Here is a 25,957-nt window from a genome sequence, read left to right on the forward strand (position 1 = left end):
TAAGGCTTACACGCGTATGCGTAATGCACACAATATATAAATTATTTATACTATAATATACCGGATTTCATTAATTTTTTTACTGGATGGATTGAACGATGCTGGTAGATTGATCAGCATGAAATACTTCTTCCATATCCGACCAGGTGGCACCCTTTGCAGCGGCGTCGGGCAATGGCAGCTGACAGGGAGCAGTCTCCCTCCACCAGCGCTGCGTAGTGCTATCAGCCTTCATCTTCTCCATATCCGCATTAAAATCTTTACCTGTATATTCAAAATAGCTAAACAGGTACCAGTTATCGTTTATCCGTTTAAGATAGATGGAATAATTACGGATATGGCATTCCCCGATCATTTTCAGGACATCCGGCCACACTTTGGCGTGCAGTGATTTATAGGTGGCTATCTTCTCCGGGACAATGCCGGTAACGGATCCGAAGCGTTGAACCGGTTGGTGGTTTTCCCTGCATGACAGGAAACATACCAATAGCAAGCAGCTGTATATTTTCATCATTCTTTTCATACGGTGGAATTATGATGGGTGAATTGTGTATGAAGTTAACCCGGAAAGACTTACCGGCGTTTGAAGTCCTTGACTTATTTCAGCACAATTTTGACTTTAACCGTCTGCATGGAGGTACCCGGCGCCAACAGGTATCATCAGGAAGGGTGCTAATTCGAGTGTATACGCCGGTACTACCGGTTACGTATATACGTAGTTCAGTAATCTGCATAAAAAAGGCTTCAGCGAATGCCAAAGCCTTTTTGTGACCCCGTCAGGATTCAAACCTGAAACCTTCTGATCCGTAGTCAGATGCTCTATTCAATTGAGCTACGGAGCCATTTTTACCGAAAAAACAAAGGTAGGCGTTTTTTTGAAAATGCCCAATATCCGGCAAAAAAAACTTCTGCAATCTTCTGATTTACACTTACTTTTACAGGAATTGCTTAATTCTTATAAGAAGTGAAAATTCAACTCTGGAGCATCGGAAAGGAACATGATCCCTATATCAGGGACGGTATTGCTGTTTTTCAAAAAAGATTACAGCATTATGTGGATTTTGAGGTAAAGCTGATTCCCACCGTAAAACAGGCCGCCAGTTTATCGGTTCCCGAGCTAAAAAAGCAGGAGGCCAAAATTATCATGGATATGTTACAGCCTACCGACTTCCTGCTGGCGCTCGATGAAAAGGGTAAAATGATGACCACCATACAATTTGCTGACTTCCTGCAACAGCGCAATAATGCCGGTACGAAGCAGCTTATCATTTTGATTGGCGGCGCTTTTGGCATTGATCAAACGCTGTTACAGCGCGCGCAGCTGCAGTTATCACTATCCCCCCTCACCTTTCCGCATCAGCTGGTGCGGCTCATTTTTACAGAACAGTTATATCGTGCCTATACGGTATTAAACCGGGAGAAATATCATCATCAATAGTTACATTTACCTATAAAATAACAACCCGCTTATATGACTTTTTCTATCAGCTTAATTATCATCATCATCACCTGTGTGATATCTTATATGGCATTACAGAATTATGATCAGTTGGACAAACTGAGCCTGCAACCGTATATGGTAAGCCGTTATAATCAATATTACCGTTTTGTCACCTCCGGTTTTGTGCATGCCGATTATCAGCATCTGCTTTTTAATATGCTGACGTTATGGTTCTTCGGCCGTTTTATTGAAGATGTGTTTACCAGTTTGTTTCAAAATAAACTGGTGTATGTTGCCTATTATATTCTTGGTATTATAGTCGCCAATATCCCATCTTATATTAAAAACCGCAACAACTCCAATTACTCTTCCCTGGGGGCTTCGGGAGCCATTTCCGCTATCGTGTTCACAGCGATACTTGTCAATCCGTGGGCATCTATCTACCTGTTTTTTGCGCTTAAACTACCGGCAGTTATTTACGGCGTTTTATTCCTGGCAATATCTGCCTACCTATCCAGGAAAGGCGGCGGCAACATCAATCACGATGCGCATTTATGGGGCGCTTTATTTGGTATTGTGTTCCCTTTGATATTCCATCCCCAGTTGGGCACTGATTTTATTTACATGCTTACGCACCGCTCACAATTTGCGGGGTAAGTAACAGATGGATTTAGTTACGGGAGAAGTAACTAAATCCATCCTGCCTATCTGCTAAACTCCAAGCTCAATACCTCTTTCGTTTTGGGGGTTATCTTCACCCGGTCATCCACCCTCATCCCTATGATCCACACAATTCTTTTATTGGATTCCAGCACCCAAACATTTTCCTTTTGCGGCAACGACAACTTCTGATCTATCAGGAAGCGGCTTAATTTCTTTTTCTTGGGCATTCCCAGCGGATAAAAATAATCCCCTTGTTTCCATTTTCTGAGGATCAGGGGCCAGGCGATCTGTGCTGCATCCAGCCAGGCTGTTTCAGGAGCCACGGGAATAGCGGTTGTACCTCTCTCCTGCCGGCGGACCTGTAATTGTCCGCCGCCAAAATGAATATGCGACTGCCCCGGTTCGATGACCACCACTGCCGCCTCCTGCGTTGCCAGCGGCGTGATCAGCAGCCACTGACGGTTACGGATAATGCGGTGTGTGGCTGTTTCCACGTATCTGCCGGAATCGCTCTCCAGCAACTGTAATACCTGTTGTGTTTGCGCCGGAGAGCAGCCAAACCCGCGAAACAATTCCCAGGCAATGGTTTGCACTGGCACGGTTTTCTGCAGTTTGCCTACCGGTACTTTCCAGGTATTGCCTTCTACAAATAATAACCGTTTGCGGTGCTTCTCCAATGCCTCCTGGTAAAGCAGCTCTGCTTCCTTCACCCGTTCAATGGTAGCCGCCATATTTTTTACCGCCCCCGGAAATGCTTCCTGCAAACGCGGAATAACCTGGTGCCGGTAAAAATTACGTGTATACTTATCCGTTATATTTGAACTGTCTTCCACATAAAGAATATTATGCAGCGCAGCATAAGCCACCAACCTATCCTTTTCGGTAAATAACAGCGGCCGTATAAGATGTTCCTGTTTGGGGAGTATACCGTGCAAACCCGCAATGCCTGTACCTTTTGTAAAGTTCATGAGTGCGGTCTCCACACTGTCCTGCATATGATGCGCAGTAGCAATGTAAGCATATCCCTCCGCTGCGCGGATCTGCTCCAGCCAGTTATAACGCAGTTCCCTGGCTGCTACCTGTATGGTTACACGATGTTGGGCAACATAGGCATTGGTATCAAATTGTGTAGTGTATAGCGGTAATTCCAGGGTATCGGCCATTTGTTTTACAAAGGCTTCATCCCGCGCAGATTCGGCTCCGCGCAGTTGAAAATTGCAGTGGGCAATACCTGCGTGATAGCCCGCCTGTTTAAACAGCCAGGCCATTACAATGGAATCTACTCCACCGCTTACAGCCAGGAGTATCTTCTGTGCAGGATCGAATAATTGTTGCCGGGAAATGTATGCTGAAAAATCAGTGACTAAATGTTGAGGCATCCGTTTTTGTTGGATTTAAAATATCAATATACCAGCTCTTCGTAGGCCGACTGTAATTCGTTGTATGCGTGTCTTTCATTACCGGCTTTGGCCATTTGCATTCCTTTTTCATATACGCTGATGGCGGCGGCTTTGTCGCCCGCGCGTTCCAGCAACTTACCCAGGTGATAATAGGAACCTACATAACCGGGTTCGTGTGCGAGGAGTTCTTCAAACTGCTGACGGGCAGCCGCATCATCGTTGAGTTTTATGTATTCCAGTGCCAGCGCGTGTTTGAGAAAGCTGTCGTTCGGCGTTGCCAGCAGTAACTGCTTTATTTGTGCGATTCTGTCCATCCCCTTTGTTATTATTTAATTATACAATATGTCAATTATTCTGCTGATTAAAATCATCTTCCTGCCCTGCGGTTGGCGTACATTATTTAGATATATTTGCTATTACCGCATTTTTAAATAAAACAGTTTAAGGCCATGAAGATTTTAGTATGTATCAGCAAAACTCCGGACACGACTGCAAAAATAGCTTTCACGGACAATAACACGAAATTCAATGAGGCTGGTGTACAGTTTATTATTAATCCGTACGATGAATGGTATGCATTGGTGAGGGCGCTGGAGCTGAAAGAAACCATAGGAGCTGATGTTCACCTCATTACGGTAGGAGGAGCAGATTGCGATCCTGTAATCCGCAAAGCGCTTGCGCTGGGTGGTGATGAGGCTTTCCGTATAAATGCGGATAGTGCTGACAGTTATTACATTGCATCGCAGATAGCTGCGCATGCGAAGGATAAACAATACGATATTATTCTTACCGGTAAAGAAACCATTGATTATAATGGTTCCGGTATAGGCGGCATGGTGGCGGAACTGCTGGAACTGCCCTATGTATCTATTGCCGCCAAATTTGATCTGAATGGTACAGTAGCCACTGTAAACAGGGAAATTGAAGGCGGGGAGGAAGTGTGTGAAGTATCGCTGCCGGTAGTGGTTTCCTGTCAGAAAGGTATGGCAGAAGCCCGTATCCCGAATATGCGTGGTATTATGGCCGCCAGGACCAAACCGTTGACCGTAGCAGAACCTGCTGCTGCAGATACGCTGACCACCGTGGTAAGCTTTGAACTGCCACCGGCAAAAGCCGGCGTTAAACTCATCAGTCCTGATAACATGGACGAACTGGTGAAGTTACTGCATGAAGAAGCAAAAGTGATCTAAGGGTACCGCATCTCTCAACAACTAATTTAAATTATTCATGTCTATATTAATATTCGCCGATCAGGCACAGGGTAAGATCAAAAAAGCGGCACTGGAAGCCATTCAATACGGAGCCAAAGTAGCGGAACAACTGGGTACCACTGCCACTGCGCTGGTGCTGGGACCTGTAGAAGCCAGTGAGCTGGTGGCATTGGGCAACTATGGCGCCCAGAAGGTGTTACATGCAGCCGACACCCGTTTACACGAAGTGGAAAGTATCGTATATACCAAGGTCATTGCAGAAGCTGCCGGAAAAGAAGGCAGCATGGTGATTATCTTCCCCCATAATTTTGACGGCAAGGCCGTAGCGCCGCGGGTAGCAGCAAGATTAAAGGCCGGACTGGTATCAGGCGCTATTTCCTATCCTGATACCGCCAATGGTTTTGTGGTAAAGAAAAATGTGTTCTCCGGTAAAGCCTTCGCCAACATCAACATTACATCCGACATAAAGGTTATTGCCATTATACCGAATACATTCCCGGTAGCTCCGGGCACTGCTACTGCTGCGGTGGAGGCTTTTGCACCGGCTATCAACGACGCTGACTTCAAAGTAAAGGTGGTGAAAACAGAAACGGTGAGCGGCGATATTCCTTTAACGGAGGCGGAGATCATTGTGAGCGGTGGCCGTGGATTAAAGGGCCCTGAAAACTGGGGTATACTGGAAGACCTGGCTAAGGCGCTGGGTGCCGCCACTGCAAGCTCCCGTCCGGTGGCGGATGCTGGATGGCGTCCTCATCACGAACACGTGGGTCAGACCGGGTTAACAGTAAGACCTAATTTATACGTTGCAATCGGCATTTCAGGGGCCATACAGCACCTCGCAGGTGTGAACGGCAGCAAGGTGATTGTGGTGATCAATAAAGACCCTGAAGCGCCTTTCTTTAAGGCGGCAGACTATGGCATTGTGGGCGATGCGTTTGAAGTAGTACCTGCGCTGACACAGGCGGTGAAGAAGTTTAAAGAAGCATAAGATTAAGAATTGCGAATTAAGAATTACGAATAACGGATATAAACTTTAAGATCGTGTTGATCCCTGATTCGTAATTCTTAATTCGTAATTACTATATTAGGCATTTATCACTATAGATTTTTTTTAGATAAGGAATATTTTTCTAACTTCACGGTCTTACAAACTATTCAGCGACAACGCAAGACAGATATGAGAAAAATAGAACTGGAAATAGTTGCTTTATCGCACAGCATTACGCAGACTCATTCATATGCCGTGGTACTGGGAGAAGTGAACGGGTTACGCCGTTTGCCGATTGTGATTGGAGGCTTTGAAGCGCAGGCGATTGCAGTAGCCCTCGAAAAAATGCAACCCAGCCGGCCTTTAACACATGACCTGATGAAGAACTTCATGAACGCCTTTAATGTAGAATTACAGGAGGTGGTCATCAGTAATTTGCAGGAAGGCATTTTTTATTCCAAACTTATCTGTTCCAATAACGATGAAACAATCGAGATAGATTCCCGCACATCAGATGCCTTAGCCCTCGCTGTTCGCTTTGGTTGCCCTATTTACACCTTTGAGAATATTCTCAACAGTGCGGGTATCTTGCTGGATGACCCTGCCGGTAAGAAGAGTAATAAACCGGTTACCCCTACTATTTCAGAGCATGAGAAAGGCGTTGAGGATGACCTTAAGGCAATGAATGTAGAGGAGCTGACTACACTGTTGCAGGAAGTATTGGAACAGGAAGATTACATTCGTGCCATCGCCATACGCGATGAGATAAACAGCCGCAAAAGCAAATAATTTTTTTCAGTAAGATCAATGCAGCCACAGTACTACAGTGTTGCTGTTGATTTGCTATGCAATGAATGCGCCCATGATACTATTTCCTAATTGTAAAATAAACCTTGGCTTACATGTTACCAATAAGCGGCCGGATGGTTTTCATGACCTGGAGACTGTTTTCTATCCGTTGCCGGTGAATGATGCGCTGGAGGCTATTACCCACAGCGAATTGCAGTTTGAGAGCAGTGGTATCCCGGTTCCGGGCAACGCGGCTGACAACCTGTGTTTGAAAGCCTTTCATTTGTTAAAGCAGGACTTCCCTCAGCTACCGGCATTGCATATTCACCTGCATAAACATATCCCTATTGGTGCGGGATTGGGCGGCGGCTCGGCTGATGCGGCATTTATGCTCCGGTTGATTGATCAGAAGTTTCAGCTGGGCCTGACGGAAGCAGCGCTGCTCGTTTATGCGGCACAGTTGGGCAGTGATTGTCCTTTCTTTATTATCAATAAGCCTTGTTTCGCTACCGGCCGGGGCGAAATAATAGAGCCGCTGACACTTGATTTGTCGGGCTATTCATTCATGCTGGTGCATCCGGGCATTCATGTAAATACAGGTTGGGCATTTAAACAGCTGACGCCTAAAGCGCCGGCTTATGCATTAAAAGAGATCATCGGGCAACCGGTAACCACGTGGAAAGATGTGCTGGTGAATGATTTTGAGGAAGCTGTATTTGCGGCGCATCCCGCCATTGGAAAAATAAAGGAACAATTATATGCTGCAGGAGCGGTGTATTCGGCTATGAGTGGCAGCGGCTCTGCTGTGTTGGGCATCTTCCCCAAAAACAAAATAGCTGACATCCTGTGGGATGCCAGCTATCGGGTATTTACTATCAGGTAAGTCTTACTTTACAGAAGCTACCAGTGCTTTAAAAGTTTCTGGTTCATTCATAGCCAGATCAGCCAGAACTTTTCTGTTCAGGTCGATGTTTTTACCGGCTAATTTGTTCATAAACACAGAATAGGTCAACCCTTCTGCTCTAACAGCAGCGTTGATACGGGCGATCCACAGCTGGCGGTAGTTTCTTTTCTTTAATTTACGACCAACGTAGCTATAAGTGAGTCCTTTTTCCAGAACGTTCTTCGCTACTGTGTAAACATTTTTTCTCTTACCGTAGAAGCCTTTGGCTTGCTTTAAGATCCTTTTTCTCCGGGCTCTTGAAGCTACGGCATTAACTGAACGAGGCATTTGCTTTGTTTTTTTCTCAGGTTATAAAATTCGATTCTTTTGACAGATACTAGCGCATTCCGAGCATTCTCTTAACCAGGTTAAGATTTGCTTCGTTTACCAGCGTACTACCTCTTAAGCTACGTTTTCTTTTCGTAGATTTTTTAGTCAGTAAGTGGCTTTTGAAGGCCATGAACCGCTTAATCTGTCCGTTCCCACCAACCTTGAACGTTTTCTTGGCACGGGAATGTGTCTTTACTTTGGGCATCTTACATCAAATTTGGTCTGCAAAGGTAAGGAAATAATTTAATAAAGCACAGTCTTGTGCAAATAAATAAAGGTTTAACCGGAATGTGGATAACTTATTAATATTTTTTTACCCTCCCACAAGCAATTGACTATCAGTTTTTCGTCCCCCTCCTTTCCAACTTATCTGGTCCTTATTCATATTATAAAAATCAACACTTTTTTTATTTACCTATATTATTTATAATTTTAATTTTAGTTTATTTATATATTTTAGCCATACCATGTATAAACACCTGACGCCTATGAAACCATTTTACCCATTTGCCACTATGGGCCGGATATCCCTCGCCGGTCATTACTATCGATGTAAAGAGTTGAGGAACAACAGGAACTGAGCGGACCGATCTGCTCAGACTGATACTTTTTTTACTTAACTGCTTGCACCTATGAAACGTCTATTAACCTTTCTGTTCCTGTTGTTGGGAATTGTGTTGCTGAACATCCGTTCGGAAGCACAAACCGCCTCTACACCAGCCTTTATGAACCTACCTGATACTGTCTGCATGGGCAGTTATGTCAGTATGAACGCCTTCTTCTGGAAGGGAAGTACTGTCGAAAAGGCTGACTGGGTCGTCACCGGCGGAACATATAATATCTACTATACCAGTGATCAGAACAATCCGATGATAGGCCAGCTACCCGAGCCTGCCTATAAAAAGAATGCCCTGACACTCGTATTCACCAGCACCGGAACATTTACTATTACCGCAACACTATATTATAGAGGTCGCACCTATCCCGTTACCAAAAAAATTGTGGTAAAAGATTGTTCGATCATTACCTGCCAGGGACAAAATACTGGTGTGGGAGATTTCCTGGAGGACTTTGGCAAATTTAAAAATGGCGATAACGTAAGCCGGAGCAGTCCTTATGTTCCCCCTCCTGCCGCCACGCCTGGTCCATTGGACGGATACAAATATGTGCAACTGCCGATAGCTTCCAATGGTTCCTTTCCTGATAATAGCTATACCATATGGTCTAATACACAGGTAAGAACAGACTGGGTATGGTCGCTCGATCATAGCCCCAATACCTCCCCGGACTCCGTGGGAGGTATGCTCGTTGCTAACTCAGCGATTGAAAAGAAAACATTCTATATCAGAAAAGGAGTACCTGTATGTCCTGGTTCCCTGTATAATTTCAGTGCCTGGTTTATGAACCTGAACCCGCTGAAAGTATTTAACGGTAACTCCGGAACAGGTTGTGCGGATGGTAACTCAGATGGCTATCACTATGCCGGTGTAAGCTTCCTTATCAGTGATAATGCCACAGGAACAGTCCTCGCCAAATTCAAAACGTACGACGTATCCATGAACCTCGACGGACCTGAATGGCAGATGTATGGAGGAGGATTTAAAACTCCTGCAAATGTTACCAGTGTTACGTTGAGCATTGTGAACGACCGATTGGGAGATTGTGGAAACGATATTGCCATTGACGATATTAGTTTTAAATATTGCAGTCCCTACATCTACTCTTTTATCGACGGGCAGGACAAACCACCGTTGAGAATGGATTCATTATGTGAAGGCGCCCCCGTAACGATCAAAGCAGTTTATAGTCCTTTAAATTATTTTACCAATCCTACCTACGAGTGGCAATACACACAGGATACCCTGCACTGGCCTGCAAGCGGTACCCCTTCAACCTTCCCTGCGGGAGTTACAGGCATCAATACGGCTGTATTAACTTTTCCTCCGGGCACACTCAAGGGAGATCCCAACCAGATTGTTGATTATTACTTCCGTGTAAATATCATTGAAACCGGTAACCCCAGCAACTGTGCGTCGCCATCATTATATACCAAGATCACCGTACTGCCTAAGCCGAAAGTGACCATCTCTTCCGGCAGGATATGTATCGGTGATTCAGTATTATTAACCGCCAGCGGCGGTTACAGTGCGTATGAATGGCAAACCACTCCTGTTATTAAAGGCCCGAAAATGACGGCTTCACCTACGGTGAATACAACATTTTCAGCCATTGGTATCGCCAACTATGGATGGAATAGCGTAAAAAATGAACCGAGAGTATGTACAGATACCGGTTACGCTAAAGTAATTGTGGATCAGCAACCTGTTATCAAAGCCACCGCTACTCCGCTGGATATTTGTTTGGGCAGCCAGGTCAAACTAAGCGAAACCCATTCGGGCGCGCCTGTAGACAGTATCTCCTGGAGATGGCAATACAATGGCGCCAACATTGGTAACCTGAATGATGTTACCTTAAACCACACTCCTGCAGATACAGGCACCAAGAAGTATAAAGTTATACTGAATAACCACACCTGTAGCGCTGCAGATTCTGTATTTGTAAATGTAAGATCCCTGCCTAATGCGGATGTGGATACCACTTACACACAGTGTAACACAAACAATTTCACGGTAAAAAGGAGTACACCTCCGGCTGACCAGCAAGGTAAATGGATATTCGATGGTCCCTCTAAAGGCGCCACCATCACCGGTAGTACCACCAACCCGCAAACAACAGTGTCTGGTGTGCAACCTGGAGATACCGTTCGCCTGTTCTGGGTGATCACCAACAAATCACTTGCTGCCTGTACCGATACCAACCGGGTAACATTGATCAATACTAAACCGCTCACGCCAAGCGTAGCGGGTACAGATATGGTACAATGTGACACCACTACTTTCCGGTTGAATGCCAGTCGCCCCCTTAATAACGGAGAAAAAGGCAAATGGACCCTTGGAGCCGGTACAACAGCGCTCGATGTTTCAATCGACTACGATACGGCATACAATGCAATTGCCACCATTCTCGGTGCAACCCGTCCGAAAACAGTTCAGCTGATCTGGACTATTTCCAACGGTGTATGTCCTGGTCCGAATTCCACCAGCATCAACCTGACGCTGAAGAAGTCGCCAACCGTGAACATCACAGCTGCAGCAGTATGTAATACCGTTGATTCATTCAACATAGCCTATACCGGCAAAACGGGCACCATCCTGAATTATGTGCTGGATGTATTACCAACCGCAGCAGTTACCAGGAAGATGCCAGGCTTCACCCAGGTAAGTGGTACATGGCCCAACGCTAATGCTGCTGGTTCATTTAACGTGAAACTGCCGGCCAATACCCCTGCAGGCAATTACGATTTTGTAATTACCGTAAAAGAAGGCACGCTGACAGGATGTGGCAAAACGGTTGTCTTCTCCCTGTCAGTTGAAAAACCTTCTACTGCACCAACAACTGTAACTGCTACAATAGATAGTATCTGCGTTAAAGCCAATACTACCTTAACGGTTACCGGCGGTTCCCTCGGAACTGACTCCACCGGTAAAGCAGCTACATGGAAATGGTACACAGGCGGATGCCCCTTAACGCCCGGCAGCAAACGGGTTTACCCTGCCTCCTCCAATGCCGACAGCTCTATTGTAACTTTTAATAATGTTACCACTACTACTACTTATTATGTACGTGCTGAAGGCGTAACCGCCTGCGCCGCTACTGGCTGTGCTTCCGTTACAGTAATAGTTTTCGCACAACCTAATGTAGCCGCCACAACGCCCATTGCAGCGCATTGTAGCGACTCTGCATTTATCTTAACAGGTAATGCTCCGTCGGCAGGAGCAAAAGGTGTATGGAGATATCCGGCTACCCCAGGTGTAATTATCACCGATAGCACCCTGTACAATTCTAAAGTAATTGTACCAGCCGGCAACTCCGTAGTATTTACCTGGTGGATTACTAACGGTGTCTGCGATTCTACCAGCGCCAAAGTAACTATCACTAATTATCCGAAGCCTAATACCGCTACTACAACGCCTATCACAGCACATTGTAATGACTCGGCATTTATCTTAACTGGTAATAACCCAACTGCATTCGGTGCTAAAGGAATATGGAGATACCCGGCTACTCCGGGTGTGATCATCACGGATGCTACCCTCTACAATTCTAAAGTAATTGTACCGGCTGGACAGTCTGTAGTATTTACCTGGTGGGTAACCAACGGTGTCTGCGATTCCACCAATGCTAAGGTGACTATCACTAATTATCCTACGCCGAATACTGCCACCACCACACCAATAGCGGCGCATTGTAATGACTCGGCATTTATCTTAACCGGTAATAATCCGACTGCATTTGGTGCGAAAGGTATATGGAGATACCCGGCTACTCCGGGCGTAATCATTACGGATGCTACCCTCTACAATTCTAAAGTAATTGTGCCGGCTGGACAGTCTGTAGTATTTACCTGGTGGGTAACCAATGGCGTCTGCGATTCCACCAGTGCTAAGGTGACCATCACCAACTATCCTACGCCTAATACCGCTACCACCACGCCTATCCCGGCGCATTGTAATGACTCGGCATTTATCTTAACCGGTAATAACCCAACTGCATTTGGTGCGAAAGGTATATGGAGATACCCGGCTACTCCGGGTGTGATCATTACGGATGCTACCCTCTACAATTCTAAAGTAATTGTACCGGCGGGACAGTCTGTAGTATTTACCTGGTGGGTAACCAACGGTGTCTGCGATTCCACCAGCGCTAAGGTGACCGTCACTAATTACCCTACGCCGAATACCGCTACCACCACGCCTATCCCGGCGCATTGTAATGACTCGGCATTTATCTTAACCGGTAATAATCCGACTGCATTTGGCGCTAAGGGAATTTGGAGATACCCGGCTACTCCGGGCGTAATCATTACGGATGCTACCCTCTACAATTCTAAAGTAATTGTACCGGCGGGCAACTCCGTAGTATTTACCTGGTGGGTAACCAATGGCGTCTGCGATTCCACCAGTGCTAAGGTGACCATCACCAACTATCCTACGCCTAACACTGCTACCACCACGCCTATCGCGGCACATTGTAATGACTCGGCATTTATCTTAACAGGTAATAACCCGACTGCATTTGGTGCGAAAGGTATATGGAGATACCCGGCTACTCCGGGCGTGATCATTACGGATGCCACCCTGTACAATTCTAAAGTAATTGTACCGGCGGGCAACTCCGTAGTATTTACCTGGTGGGTAACTAATGGTGTCTGCGATTCGACCAGCGCTAAAGTGACCATCACTAACTATCCTAAACCTAATACCGCTACCACCACACCTATCGCGGCGCATTGTAATGACTCGGCATTTATCTTAACTGGTAATAACCCGACTGCATTTGGTGCGAAAGGTATATGGAGATACCCGGCTACTCCGGGTGTGATCATTACGGATGCTACCCTCTACAATTCTAAAGTAATTGTACCGGCTGGACAGTCTGTAGTATTTACCTGGTGGGTAACCAACGGTGTCTGCGATTCTACCAGCGCTAAGGTGACTATCACTAATTATCCTACGCCCAATACCGCTACCACCACGCCTATCCCGGCGCATTGTAATGACTCGGCATTTATCTTAACCGGTAATAACCCGACTGCATTTGGCGCTAAGGGAATATGGAGATACCCGGCTACTCCGGGTGTGATCATTACGGATGCTACCCTCTACAATTCTAAAGTAATTGTTCCGGCTGGACAGTCTGTAGTATTTACCTGGTGGGTAACCAACGGTGTCTGCGATTCTACCAGCGCTAAGGTGACTATTACTAATTATCCTACGCCGAATACCGCTACCACCACGCCTATCCCGGCGCATTGTAATGACTCGGCATTTATTTTAACCGGTAATAATCCGACTGCATTTGGTGCGAAAGGTATATGGAGATACCCGGCTACTCCGGGTGTGATCATTACGGATGCTACCCTGTACAATTCTAAAGTAATTGTACCCGCCGGCAACTCCGTGGTATTCACCTGGTGGGTAACTAATGGTGTCTGCGATTCCACCAGCGCTAAGGTGACTATCACCAACTACCCTAAACCAAATACCGCTACCACCACACCAATTACGGCGCATTGTAATGACTCGGCATTTATCTTAACCGGTAATAATCCGACTGCATTTGGCGCTAAGGGAATTTGGAGATACCCGGCTACTCCGGGCGTAATCATTACGGATGCTACCCTCTACAATTCTAAAGTAATTGTACCGGCCGGCAACTCCGTAGTATTCACCTGGTGGGTAACCAATGGTGTCTGCGATTCTACCAGCGCTAAGGTGACCGTCACTAATTATCCTACGCCGAATACCGCTACCACCACGCCTATCCCGGCGCATTGTAATGACTCGGCATTTATCTTAACCGGTAATAACCCAACTGCATTTGGCGCTAAGGGAATATGGAGATACCCGGCTACTCCGGGTGTGATCATTACCGATGCTACCCTCTACAATTCCAAAGTAATTGTTCCGGCTGGACAGTCTGTAGTATTTACCTGGTGGGTAACCAACGGTGTCTGCGATTCTACCAGCGCTAAGGTGACTATCACTAATTATCCTACGCCGAATACCGCTACCACCACGCCTATCCCGGCGCATTGTAATGACTCGGCATTTATCTTAACCGGTAATAATCCGACTGCATTTGGTGCGAAAGGTATATGGAGATACCCGGCTACTCCGGGTGTGATCATTACGGATGCTACCCTCTACAATTCCAAAGTAATTGTACCCGCCGGCAACTCCGTGGTATTCACCTGGTGGGTAACTAATGGTGTCTGCGATTCCACCAGCGCCAAGGTGACTATCACCAACTACCCTAAACCAAATACCGCTACCACCACACCAATTGCGGCGCATTGTAATGACTCGGCATTTATCTTAACAGGTAATAATCCAACTGCATTTGGTGCGAAAGGTATATGGAGATACCCGGCTACTCCGGGTGTGATCATTACGGATGCTACCCTCTACAATTCTAAAGTAATTGTACCTGCTGGACAGTCTGTAGTATTTACCTGGTGGATAACCAATGGTGTATGCGACTCTACCAGCGCCAAAGTGACCATCACTAACTATCCTAAACCGAACACCGCTACCACTGCGCCAATCGCGGCACATTGTAACGATTCGGTATTTATCTTAACAGGTAACAACCCGAATACTTTTGGTGCTAAAGGCGTGTGGAGATATCCGGCCACTCCGGGTATAGTTATCACTGATAGTACCTTGTATAATTCTAAAGTAATTGTACCAGCGGGTCAGTCTGTAGTATTTACCTGGTGGGTAACCAATGGCGTATGTGACTCTACCAGCGCCAAAGTGACCATCACTAACTACCCTAAACCTAATACTGCTACCACTGCTCCTATCGCGGCACATTGTAACGATTCGGTATTTATCTTAACAGGTAATAACCCGAATACTTTTGGCGCCAAAGGCGTATGGAGATATCCGGCTACTCCGGGTGTAATTATCACCGACAGCACCCTGTACAATTCTAAAGTAATTGTACCAGCAGGAAACTCAGTAGTATTTACCTGGTGGGTAACCAATGGTGTATGCGATTCTACCAGCGCTAAAGTAACCATCACTAATTATCCTAAACCAAACATTGCTACTACAGCGCCTATCACGGCACATTGTAATGATTCGGTATTTATCTTAACCGGTAACAACCCCAATACTTTTGGTGCTAAAGGCGTATGGAGATATCCCAACACCGCGGTTGGTGTGAAGATCACTGATAGTACGCTCTATAATTCTAAAGTAATTGTACCGGCGGGTCAATCTGTGGTATTTACCTGGTGGATCACCAATGGTCTCTGCGATTCCACCAGCGCCAAGGTAACCATCACTAACTACCCGAAACCGAATACTGCTACCACCACTCCTATCGCGGCACATTGTAACGACTCGGTATTTATCTTAACAGGTAACAACCCTAATACGTTTGGTGCTAAAGGGGTATGGAGATTCCCGGCTACTCCGGGTGTGATTATCACCGATAGTACGCTGTACAATTCTAAAGTAATTGTACCGGCGGGCAACGCTGTGGTATTTACCTGGTGGGTAACCAATGGTGTCTGCGATTCTACCAGCGCCAAAGTAACCATCACTAATTATCCTAAACCAAACACCGCTACCACTAACCCTATTGCGGCACATTGTAATGATTCAGTATTTATCTTAACAGGTAATAACCCGAATACATTTGGTGCCAAAGGGGTATGGAGATATCCAAACACGGCTGTAGGTGTGAAAATCACTGATAGTACGCTCTACAATTCCAAAGTAATTGTTCCGGCAGGACAATCAGTCGTATTTACCTGGTGGGTAACCAATGGCGTATGCGATTCTTCCAGCGCTAAAGTAACCATCACCAACTATCCTAAGCCAAACACCGCCACCACTGCGCCAATTGCGGCACACTGTAACGACTCGGTATTTGTCTTAACCGGTAACAACCCGAATACGTTTGGTGCTAAAGGCGTGTGGAGATTCCCGGCCACTCCGGGTGTAATCATCACCGATAGCACGCTGTACAATTCTAAAGTAATTGTACCGGCAGGCAACTCACTGGTATTTACCTGGTGGGTAACCAACGGTGTATGCGATTCTACCAGCGCTAAAGTAACCATCACTAATTATCCTAAACCTAACACCGCTACCACTGCGCCAATACCGGCACATTGTAACGACTCGGTATTTATCTTAACAGGTAATAACCCGAACACATTTGGTGCAAAGGGTGTATGGAGATATCCAAACACTGCAGTAGGTGTAAAAATAACCGACAGTACACTCTACAATTCCAAAGTGATCGTACCGGCAGGTCAGTCTGTGGTATTTACCTGGTGGATCACAAATGGCTTCTGCGACTCTACCAGCGCTAAAGTGACCATCACCAATTATCCGAAACCAAACATTGCTACTACAGCGCCTATCGCGGCACATTGTAATGATTCGGTATTTACCTTAACAGGTAATAATCCGAATACATTTGGTGCCAAGGGTGTATGGAGATATCCTAACACGGCTGTAGGTGTAAAAATCACCGACAGTACGCTCTACAATTCCAAAGTAATTGTACCGGCCGGTCAGTCTGTGGTATTTACCTGGTGGATCACCAATGGTGTCTGCGACTCTACCAGCGCCAAAGTAACCATCACCAATTATCCGAAACCGAATATTGCCACAACAACGCCAATCGCTGCACATTGTAACGACTCGGTATTTATCTTAACAGGTAACAATCCAACTACGTTTGGTGCGAAGGGTGTATGGAGATATCCAAACACGGCAGTGGGTGTGAAAATCACCGATAGTACGCTCTACAATTCCAAAGTAATTGTACCGGCCGGTCAATCTGTGGTATTCACCTGGTGGATCACCAACGGCGTATGCGATTCTTCCAGCGCCAAAGTAACCATCACCAATTATCCTAAACCGAACATTGCTACCACAGCGCCAATAGCTGCACATTGTAACGATTCGGTATTTATCTTAACTGGTAACAATCCAACTACGTTTGGCGCCAAAGGGGTATGGAGATATCCGGCCACTCCGGGTGTGATCATCACCGACAGTACCCGGTACAATACCAAAGTAATTGTTCCGGCGGGTAACTCCGTGGCATTTACCTGGTGGATCACCAATGGTATCTGCGACTCTACCAGCGCCAAAGTAACCATCACGAACTATCCTAAACCAAATGTTGCGACTACTGTGCCGATTGCGGCGCATTGTAACGATTCGGTATTTATCTTAACGGGTAACAATCCGAATACATTTGGTGCCAAGGGGGTATGGAGATTCCCGGCCACTCCGGGTGTGATTATCACCGACAGTACCCGGTACAACTCCAAAGTAATTGTACCAGCGGGTAACTCCGTGGCATTTACCTGGTGGATCACCAATGGCGTATGCGACTCTACCAGCGCTAAAGTAACCATCACCAATTATCCTAAGCCTAATGTTGCTACCGCAGCACCAATTGCCGCACATTGTAACGACTCAGTATTTATCTTAACGGGTAACAGACCGACGACGTTTGGCGCGAAAGGCGTATGGAGATATCCAAGCACCGCTGTGGGTGTGAAGCTCACTGATAGTACGCTCCACAATTCCAAAGTAATTGTACCGGCAGGACAATCAGTCGTGTTTACATGGTGGATCACCAATGGTGTATGCGATTCCAGCAGCGCTAAAGTGACTATCACTAACTATCCTAAACCAAACATTGCTACCACAGCGCCAATAGCTACACATTGTAACGACTCGGTATTTATCTTAACAGGTAATAATCCGAATACATTTGGGGCCAAAGGGGTATGGAGATATCCAAACACGGCTGTAGGTGTGAAAATCACCGATAGCACGCGCTACAATTCCAAAGTAATTGTACCAGCGGGCCAGTCAGTGGTGTTCACCTGGTGGATCACCAATGGCGTGTGTGATTCTACCAGCGCTAAAGTGACCATTACCAATTATCCTAAACCAAATGTTGCTACCACAGCGCCTATCACCGCACATTGTAACGACTCGGTATTTATCTTAACAGGTAACAATCTGACTACGTTTGGTGCTAAGGGTGTATGGAGATATCCGAACACAGCTGTGGGTGTGAAAATCACTGATAGCACGCTGTATAATTCCAAAGTAATTGTACCAGCGGGCCAGTCAGTGGTATTCACCTGGTGGATCACCAATGGCGTGTGTGATTCTACCAGCGCTAAAGTGACCATTACCAATTATCCTAAACCAAACATTGCTACCACAGCGCCTATCGCCGCACATTGTAATGACTCGGTATTTATCTTAACAGGTAACAATCCGAATACATTTGGCGCTAAAGGCGTGTGGAGATATCCAAACACTGCGGTAGGTGTAAAAATCACCGATAGTACGCTCTACAATTCCAAAGTGATTGTACCGGCGGGTCAATCTGTGGTATTCACCTGGTGGGTAACCAATGGCGTATGCGACTCTACCAATGCCAAAGTGACCATCACCAATTATCCTAAACCAAACGTAGCCACCACGGCGCCTATCGCGGCACATTGTAACGACTCGGTATTTATCTTAACAGGTAACAATCCGACTACGTTTGGTGCTAAGGGTGTATGGAGATATCCAAACACCGCTGTGGGTGTGAAAATCACTGATAGTACACTCTCCAATTCCAAAGTAATTGTTCCGGCCGGTCAGTCTGTGGTATTCACCTGGTGGATCACCAATGGTGTATGCGATTCTACCAGCGCCAAAGTAACCATCACTAACTATCCTAAACCGAACACCGCTACCACTGCGCCTATTGCGGCACATTGTAACGACTCGGCATTTATCTTAACCGGTAACAGACCGACTACGTTTGGTGCCAAAGGTGTTTGGAGATATCCAAACACAGCTGTGGGGGTGAAAATTACCGATAGTACGCTCTACAATTCCAATGTAATTGTACCAGCAGGACAGTCCGTGGTATTTACCTGGTGGGTAACCAATGGTGTATGCGATTCTACCAGCGCTAAAGTAACCATCACTAATTATCCGAAACCAAACCTGGCTACCACTGCGCCTATTGCCGCACATTGTAACGACTCTGTATTTATCTTGACCGGTAACAGACCAACTACGTTTGGGGCGAAAGGTGTATGGAGATATCCAAACACGGCTGTAGGTGTAAAAATTACTGATAGCACGCTCTACAATTCCAAAGTAATTGTACCGGCGGGCCAGTCAGTGGTATTCACCTGGTGGATCACCAATGGTGTATGCGATTCTACCAACGCTAAGGTGACCATCACTAATTATCCGAAACCAAATGTTGCTACTACAGCGCCTATCGCGGCACATTGTAACGACTCGGTATTTATCTTAACAGGTAATAACCCGAATACATTTGGCGCCAAGGGTGTATGGAGATATCCTAACACGGCTATGGGTGTGAAAATCACTGATAGTACGCGCTACAATTTCAAAGTAATTGTACCGGCCGGTCAGTCTGTTGTATTCACCTGGTGGATCACCAACGGTGTATGCGACTCTACCAGCGCCAAGGTAACCATCACTAATTATCCTAAACCAAACACCGCTACCACTGCGCCAATACCGGCACATTGTAACGACTCGGTATTTATCTTAACAGGTAATAACCCGAATACATTTGGCGCCAAGGGTGTATGGAGATATCCAAACACGGCTGTGGGTGTAAAATTCACTGATAGTACGCTTTACAATTCTAAAGTAATTGTACCGGCGGGTCAGTCTGTGGTATTTACGTGGTGGGTAACCAATGGTGTCTGCGATTCTACCAGCGCCAAAGTGACCATCACTAATTATCCTAAACCAAACACCGCTACCACCGCTCCTATCGCGGCGCGTTGTAATGACTCGGTATTTATCTTAACTGGTAACAATCCGAATACATTTGGTGCGAAAGGTGTATGGAGATATCCAAACACCGCAGTGGGTATAAAAATCGCAGATAGTACACTTTACAATTCCAAAGTAATTGTACCGGCGGGCCAGTCTGTAGCATTTACCTGGTGGATCACCAACGGCGTATGCGATTCTACCGGCGCCAAAGTAACCATTACTAATTATGCGCAGCCAAACCTGGCGACAACAAGACCAATTGCAGCACATTGTAACGACTCGGTGTTTACCTTAACCGGTAACAACCCGAACAGCTATGGTGCGAAGGGTGTATGGAGATATCCTAATACTGCAACAGGTGTGAAGATCACTGATAGTACGCTGTATAATTCTCAGGTTATTGTACCGGCGGGTCAGTCTGTGGTATTTACCTGGTGGGTAACTAATGGTGTCTGCGACTCTACCAGCGCCAAAGTAACTGTCATCAACTATCCTAAACCTAACACCGCTACCACTGCTCCTATCGCGGCGCATTGTAACGATTCAGTATTTATCTTAACAGGTAATAACCCGAATACTTTTGGTGCCAGGGGTGTGTGGAGATATCCAAACACCGCAGTGGGTGTGAAAATTACAGATAGTACCCTCTACAATTCCAAAGTAATTGTACCGGCGGGCCAGTCTGTAGTATTTACCTGGTGGGTGACTAACGGCGTCTGCGACTCTACCAGCGCTAAAGTGACCATCACTAACTATCCACAACCAAACGTGGCGACAACAAGACCAATCGCTGCACATTGTAACGACTCAGTGTTTACCTTAACCGGTAACAACCCGAACACCTACGGTGCGAAAGGTGTATGGAGATATCCGAACACTGCGGTAGGTGTGAAGATTGCAGATAGTACGCTCTACAATTCTAAGGTAATTGTACCGGCCGGTCAGTCTGTGGTATTTACCTGGTGGATCACCAACGGGGTTTGTGATTCTACAAATGCTAAAGTGACCATCACCAACTACAACCTCCCTGCGGTTGCCACTGTTGGAAAAGACCAGGAACATTGTAACGATTCACTGTTCACATTAACGGGTAATACCCCTTCAGGCTATCTTGCAAAAGGTGTATGGCGTTATCCGGCAGCCTTCAATGGTGCGGTTATCATTACCGACAGCTCCAAAGGCAACACTACCGTGATCGTTAAAGCAGGTAACACGGTGCCATTCACCTGGTGGATTACCAACGGCGTTTGTGATTCTACTAAAGCAACCATCAATATCACCAACTACGCCACCGCCAACAAGGCGAATGCCGGTCCTGACCAGAGAATCTGTAACAATACAGCTGACTTTATCATGCAGGCAAATACACCAGGCGTACCAACGGCCAAAGGCATATGGACGGATATCAGCCGCGTACCTGGCAGAGCCACCATTAAATCGCCTAACAGCCCGACTACTGCGGTAAGCGTACCGGTTGGTGATACCGTTGTATTACAGTGGGCAATCGCCAATGGTGTATGTGACACTACTTTCAGCAGAGTTACCATCATCAATTACAAAGCAGCGGTTACCGCCAACGCAGGACCTAACCAGGAAAAATGTAATACCACTGCCGACTTCAGCATGAAGGCAAGTGAGCCTGGATCCAGCAGTGCAACAGGTGTTTGGGAAGACGTAAGTCGCATCCCGGGCCGTGCAACGATCAAGTCACCAAATGATCCGTTTACCAATGTAACAGTACCTATAGGCGATACCGTTATACTGAAATGGACCGTTTCCAACGGTACTTGTACCAGCAGCAGCAGCATTGTAACACTCATTAATTATAAGAAGGCAGATGATGCCAATGCAGGCGCAGATATCGAAATGTGTAACAATACCGGGGACTTTACCATGGCAGCTACTGCTCCGTCAGTACCAAGTGCCAGAGGATTCTGGTCTATCGTTAAAGGAAACGCTGTTATCAGATCCATCAACAGCCCTGTTTCAGCGGTAAATGTTAACGTTGGCGACACCGTTACCTTACGCTGGACAGTTACCAACGGCGTATGCAGTGCTACCTGGGATGATGTAACACTCATCAATTACCGGTTACCAATTGCGGCCAACGCGGGACCTGACCAGGAACATTGTGATGATGCTGCGTTTAAAATGAATGCCAGCGACCCTGGTGTAGCAGGTGCAAAAGGTACCTGGATTGTGACCAGCAATAACGCTGCGCTGATCACTATCAGCAACATCAATCAGAAAGATGCTACCATCACCGTACCTGCCGGGGAAACAGCTCAGCTGACCTGGGTTGTAAGCAACGGTGTTTGCGACGCCTCCAGCTCAAGTGTAACGCTGATCAACCGCAAACCAATACTGGGTAACACCATTCAGGCTGATCAGACCGTTTGTATCACTGAAACGCCAATGGCTATACGTGGTATTGCACTGAGCGGCGGTAACGGTACCTATACTTACCAATGGCAACAAAGTACCGCAGGCGCTGCCGGACCATTTACCAATATTAATGGCGCCAACAGCGATATCTACCAGCCTGGTGTACTCTCCGCCAATACCTGGTACAGAAGAGTGGTAGCATCCGGTGCTTGTATCAACAACATCAGCAACGCCGTGAAGATCACCGTGGTGACACTCCGTCCGATTGTGACCTCCACTCCTCCTGCTATCACTACAGAATGTGAAAAAGGTAAAGACTATACCACCCTCTTCGGAGAACCGGTATTCAGTCATGCACCTTATGACGGCGAAGCACTGACCGTTACTTATAATGATGTAACTGTGGTAACATCGCCTTGTCTCAGCACCATTACCCGTACCTGGACGGCTACAGACAGATGCGGATTATCTGTAAGCGCTTCTCAGACGATCACCATAAAGGATACCAGGGCACCGGTGTTTACTACTCCTGCCCCTGCTGATACCACAGTAGATTGTGACAAGGTACCTGCGGCGAAAGACCTGAAAGTAATGGACGACTGTGCCGGAGAAATTACCATACCAATGGTAGAAGTTCGACAGGATGTTCCAGGCAGCTGCGCAAACAGCTACCTGCTGATCCGCACCTGGACAGCGAAAGACGCCTGCAACACCGGTGTAACCCTGAAACAGGTGATCACGGTGAAAGATATGACCGCACCGGTATTCAACGTAGCAACACCTGCTGATACCACGGTAGATTGCGACAAAGTACCTGCAGGATTCAATCTTACAGCAGACGACAACTGTACCGCCGGTGTGATCACCGTAGTACCGAAAGACTCGATCGCACGCAATAACCAGAACTGTGCTAATAACTATGTGATCTACAGGAAATGGACAGCCTTCGATGAATGTGGTAATGCACGTGCAGTACAACAGATTATCAGGGTACAGGATACCACTAAACCGGTATTCAGCATGCCGGCTCCGAAAGACACCACGGTGGATTGCGATAAGGTTCCTGCATGGCCGCCGATTACCGCCACCGATAACTGCAGTGCTACCGTACAGGTATTCACGAGCACTAAAACGGTGAAATTACCAGGCAACTGTGCCGGTAACTACCAGGAAACACGTACCTGGACCGTAACCGATGATTGCGGTAACAAATCCACCATGCAGCAGACCATCACTGTACAGGATACCACTAAGCCGGTATTCACGGTGAAACCTCCTGCAGATACAACGGTGAGCTGCGATAACATCCCTGCTCCTTCCACAGATGTTCAGGTAACAGATAATTGCAGCAGCATCGGAAACGGGTTAACCGTAAGCCGCCGTATTACCACAGAAAGAACACCTGGTGAATGTGCAGGTAACTACCGCATCATCAGAACATGGATTGCGAAAGATGCCTGTGGCAATACCACTACCATCACGCAGATTGTAACAGTGAAGGATACCACCAGACCGGTAATTATGCCTGCTCCGGCAGATGTAGTACTGTTCTGCCAGGATAAGATCCCTGCTCCTCCTGTGTTAACAGCAACAGACAACTGTGATAATACCTTCCCGAAAAGAGCTATCTATACGGAAGATCCATATGTGGCAGATATCTGTAACGGCTATACGATTGTAAGAAGATGGAGCATCATGGATGCCTGCGGCAATAAAGCCAACGACGTTATCCAGCGGGTGATCATCAACCCTTGTGCTAAACCGCAGCTGGAGGCTACCCTGCCTTCCAACTGCTCCGATAACGGAAGAATTGCATTACGCAAAGTGGGTGACGTATACCTGCCGACCTTCACACTGGTAAGCGTAACACCTTCCAATGCGGTAACAGGCTTACCACGTACACAAAGCAACAATGTGTTCAACCTGAATGGCGCTACTTCTGCATCATTCATCATTACAGATGGCAGAACAGGTTGTTCTTCCGACACGGTAACGTACAACCTGACCTATATCCAGAAACCAATGGTGAACCTCGGTAACGATACCACCATCTGCGGCGGCAACAGCCTCGTACTGGATGCAGGACCAGCCAACTTCGCTTACCAGATTAAATGGTCTACCGGCGCAACTACGCAGCGGATCAACATTAATCAGGCCGGCACCTACTGGGTAAATGTAAGCAACGGCGAATGTGCCACAACAGATACCATTCATGTTGGTCTCGTTCCAACACCACTGGTAGATATCCCGGATACTACCATCTGCCGCGGTCAGTCCGTGAAACTGGATGCATACGTAGACGGTGCACAATACCTCTGGAGTAATGGTTCCACCGCTCCTTCTATCCTGGTGGGCACCCAGGAACAATTCTGGGTGAAAGTGATGAAGTCCGGATGTATCACTATCGATACCGTGAAAGTGAGTGTAAATCCTCCACCAGATATCAGCCTGAGTCGTGATACTTCGATCTGTCCTGATCAGTCTATCATGCTCACCGTGAATTCAAATGGCGGCCGTATTAAATGGCAGACAGGCGAAACCAGCAATTCCATCGTGGTAAATCAGCCTGGTGGCTACTGGGTCGCGGTAAGCAGAGACAACTGCGTGGTAAGAGATACGGTGAACGTAAGACTTAAACCATCGATCACCCTGGATCTGGGACCAGACAGGAACATCTGCCCTGGCGGCAGCATTACCCTGAACGGTACCAACCCGGATGCGGTTTCCTACCTCTGGAATGACGGCGATCCAAACCCGGTTAAACAAATTACGCAGGCCGGCAAATACAAACTGGCAGTAATGGATAGATTCTGTCAACGCGTATTCATCGACAGCGTAAACGTGAACATCACCGGTTTACCAGTCATTAACCTGGGCAGAGACACAACACTCTGTAAAGGTGAAACCCTGATCCTGCGCGCCGAAGGCGGTGGCATCACCGGTGTAAGATGGGATAACGGATCATCGGCTCCTTCTCTCACGGTGACAAACGGAGGCACATATAAAGTAACTGTGTTCAACGATTGCGGATCCGCCACCGACGATATCACAGTAGACTTTGTGGTATGCGAACCTAAACCGACCATACCAAATGCCTTCTCACCAAACGGCGATGGACGTAACGATGTATTCAGACCGGTAGTAAGAGGACAAATGTTCGACTATGAACTGCGGATCTTTAACCGCTGGGGTGAATTAATCTTTATGACTTCCGATGACCACAGAGGATGGGATGGTAAATACAAAGGCGTTCCTGTAGATATTGGCACCTACGTATGGTGGCTGAACTACAAGAAAGTAGCCGGAGGAAAATCCAACGTTCTCAAAGGTGAAGTAACGGTAGTACGCTAATACGTACCAACATAACACAAAA

At 46.7% G+C, this 25,957-nt stretch carries 12 protein-coding genes and 1 tRNA gene; 7 read left to right on the plus strand and 6 right to left on the minus strand.

Annotated elements, in window-relative coordinates; genetic code table 11:
* Positions 1 to 79: 79 nt before the first annotated feature.
* Complete coding sequence (locus KE626_RS20675) at positions 80 to 523, minus strand: L-rhamnose mutarotase (RefSeq protein ID WP_211974835.1); 444 nt, start codon at positions 521 to 523, stop codon at positions 80 to 82.
* Between the two features lie 245 nt (positions 524 to 768).
* Positions 769 to 842: transfer RNA gene (locus KE626_RS20680), tRNA-Arg, on the minus strand.
* Between the two features lie 122 nt (positions 843 to 964).
* Between KE626_RS20680 and KE626_RS20685 the strand changes: the two genes are divergently transcribed.
* Both KE626_RS20685 and KE626_RS20690 read left to right on the plus strand, forming a co-directional pair.
* Positions 965 to 1,438, plus strand: a complete 474-nt coding sequence (locus tag KE626_RS20685; RefSeq protein ID WP_211974836.1) for a 23S rRNA (pseudouridine(1915)-N(3))-methyltransferase RlmH — start codon at positions 965 to 967, stop codon at positions 1,436 to 1,438.
* A gap of 33 nt (positions 1,439 to 1,471) precedes the next feature.
* The gene (locus KE626_RS20690) at positions 1,472 to 2,098 is read left to right on the plus strand and encodes a rhomboid family intramembrane serine protease (protein WP_211974837.1); all 627 of its coding nucleotides are present in this window, start codon (positions 1,472 to 1,474) and stop codon (positions 2,096 to 2,098) included.
* A gap of 47 nt (positions 2,099 to 2,145) precedes the next feature.
* Here the strand turns inward: KE626_RS20690 and tilS are convergent, their stop codons facing one another.
* Positions 2,146 to 3,483, minus strand: coding sequence for a tRNA lysidine(34) synthetase TilS (tilS, locus tag KE626_RS20695; RefSeq protein ID WP_211974838.1), 1,338 nt, complete (start codon positions 3,481 to 3,483; stop codon positions 2,146 to 2,148).
* Positions 3,484 to 3,506: 23 nt separating this feature from the next.
* The gene (locus KE626_RS20700) at positions 3,507 to 3,818 is read right to left on the minus strand and encodes a tetratricopeptide repeat protein (RefSeq protein WP_211974839.1); all 312 of its coding nucleotides are present in this window, start codon (positions 3,816 to 3,818) and stop codon (positions 3,507 to 3,509) included.
* A gap of 135 nt (positions 3,819 to 3,953) precedes the next feature.
* Between KE626_RS20700 and KE626_RS20705 the strand changes: the two genes are divergently transcribed.
* The 4 genes from KE626_RS20705 (at position 3,954) to ispE (ending at position 7,375) form a co-directional block, all read left to right on the plus strand.
* The gene (locus tag KE626_RS20705) at positions 3,954 to 4,694 is read left to right on the plus strand and encodes an electron transfer flavoprotein subunit beta/FixA family protein (protein ID WP_211974840.1); all 741 of its coding nucleotides are present in this window, start codon (positions 3,954 to 3,956) and stop codon (positions 4,692 to 4,694) included.
* Between the two features lie 37 nt (positions 4,695 to 4,731).
* Complete coding sequence (locus KE626_RS20710) at positions 4,732 to 5,703, plus strand: electron transfer flavoprotein subunit alpha/FixB family protein (protein WP_211974841.1); 972 nt, start codon at positions 4,732 to 4,734, stop codon at positions 5,701 to 5,703.
* A 189-nt stretch (positions 5,704 to 5,892) separates the two neighbouring features.
* Entirely contained in the window at positions 5,893 to 6,492 is a 600-nt protein-coding gene (locus KE626_RS20715) for a bifunctional nuclease family protein (RefSeq protein WP_211974842.1), read from the plus strand.
* A gap of 73 nt (positions 6,493 to 6,565) precedes the next feature.
* Complete coding sequence (gene ispE / locus KE626_RS20720; protein WP_211974843.1) at positions 6,566 to 7,375, plus strand: 4-(cytidine 5'-diphospho)-2-C-methyl-D-erythritol kinase; 810 nt, start codon at positions 6,566 to 6,568, stop codon at positions 7,373 to 7,375.
* A 3-nt stretch (positions 7,376 to 7,378) separates the two neighbouring features.
* Here the strand turns inward: ispE and rplT are convergent, their stop codons facing one another.
* Both rplT and rpmI read right to left on the minus strand, forming a co-directional pair.
* Entirely contained in the window at positions 7,379 to 7,723 is a 345-nt protein-coding gene (rplT, locus tag KE626_RS20725; protein ID WP_078673350.1) for a 50S ribosomal protein L20, read from the minus strand.
* 49 nt (positions 7,724 to 7,772) lie between these two features.
* Entirely contained in the window at positions 7,773 to 7,970 is a 198-nt protein-coding gene (gene rpmI / locus KE626_RS20730; protein ID WP_211974844.1) for a 50S ribosomal protein L35, read from the minus strand.
* A 427-nt stretch (positions 7,971 to 8,397) separates the two neighbouring features.
* Here rpmI and KE626_RS20735 point away from each other — a divergent pair, with 427 nt between their 5' ends.
* Positions 8,398 to 25,935, plus strand: a complete 17,538-nt coding sequence (locus tag KE626_RS20735; RefSeq protein ID WP_211974845.1) for an HYR-like domain-containing protein — start codon at positions 8,398 to 8,400, stop codon at positions 25,933 to 25,935.
* Positions 25,936 to 25,957: the final 22 nt, after the last annotated feature.

Source organism: Chitinophaga hostae (assembly GCF_018224885.1).
Classification (GTDB): Bacteria; Bacteroidota; Bacteroidia; order Chitinophagales; family Chitinophagaceae; genus Chitinophaga; species Chitinophaga hostae.

Bases quoted from the DNA above. Each gene is read 5' to 3' on its own strand.
- KE626_RS20675 (WP_211974835.1), bottom strand. From the start codon at position 523: ATGAAAAGAATGATGAAAATATACAGCTGCTTGCTATTGGTATGTTTC.
- KE626_RS20690 (WP_211974837.1), top strand. From the start codon at position 1,472: ATGACTTTTTCTATCAGCTTAATTATCATCATCATCACCTGTGTGATA.
- tilS (WP_211974838.1), bottom strand. From the start codon at position 3,483: ATGCCTCAACATTTAGTCACTGATTTTTCAGCATACATTTCCCGGCAA.
- KE626_RS20700 (WP_211974839.1), bottom strand. From the start codon at position 3,818: ATGGACAGAATCGCACAAATAAAGCAGTTACTGCTGGCAACGCCGAAC.
- KE626_RS20705 (WP_211974840.1), top strand. From the start codon at position 3,954: ATGAAGATTTTAGTATGTATCAGCAAAACTCCGGACACGACTGCAAAA.
- KE626_RS20710 (WP_211974841.1), top strand. From the start codon at position 4,732: ATGTCTATATTAATATTCGCCGATCAGGCACAGGGTAAGATCAAAAAA.
- KE626_RS20715 (WP_211974842.1), top strand. From the start codon at position 5,893: ATGAGAAAAATAGAACTGGAAATAGTTGCTTTATCGCACAGCATTACG.
- ispE (WP_211974843.1), top strand. From the start codon at position 6,566: ATGATACTATTTCCTAATTGTAAAATAAACCTTGGCTTACATGTTACC.
- rplT (WP_078673350.1), bottom strand. From the start codon at position 7,723: ATGCCTCGTTCAGTTAATGCCGTAGCTTCAAGAGCCCGGAGAAAAAGG.
- rpmI (WP_211974844.1), bottom strand. From the start codon at position 7,970: ATGCCCAAAGTAAAGACACATTCCCGTGCCAAGAAAACGTTCAAGGTT.
- KE626_RS20735 (WP_211974845.1), top strand. From the start codon at position 8,398: ATGAAACGTCTATTAACCTTTCTGTTCCTGTTGTTGGGAATTGTGTTG.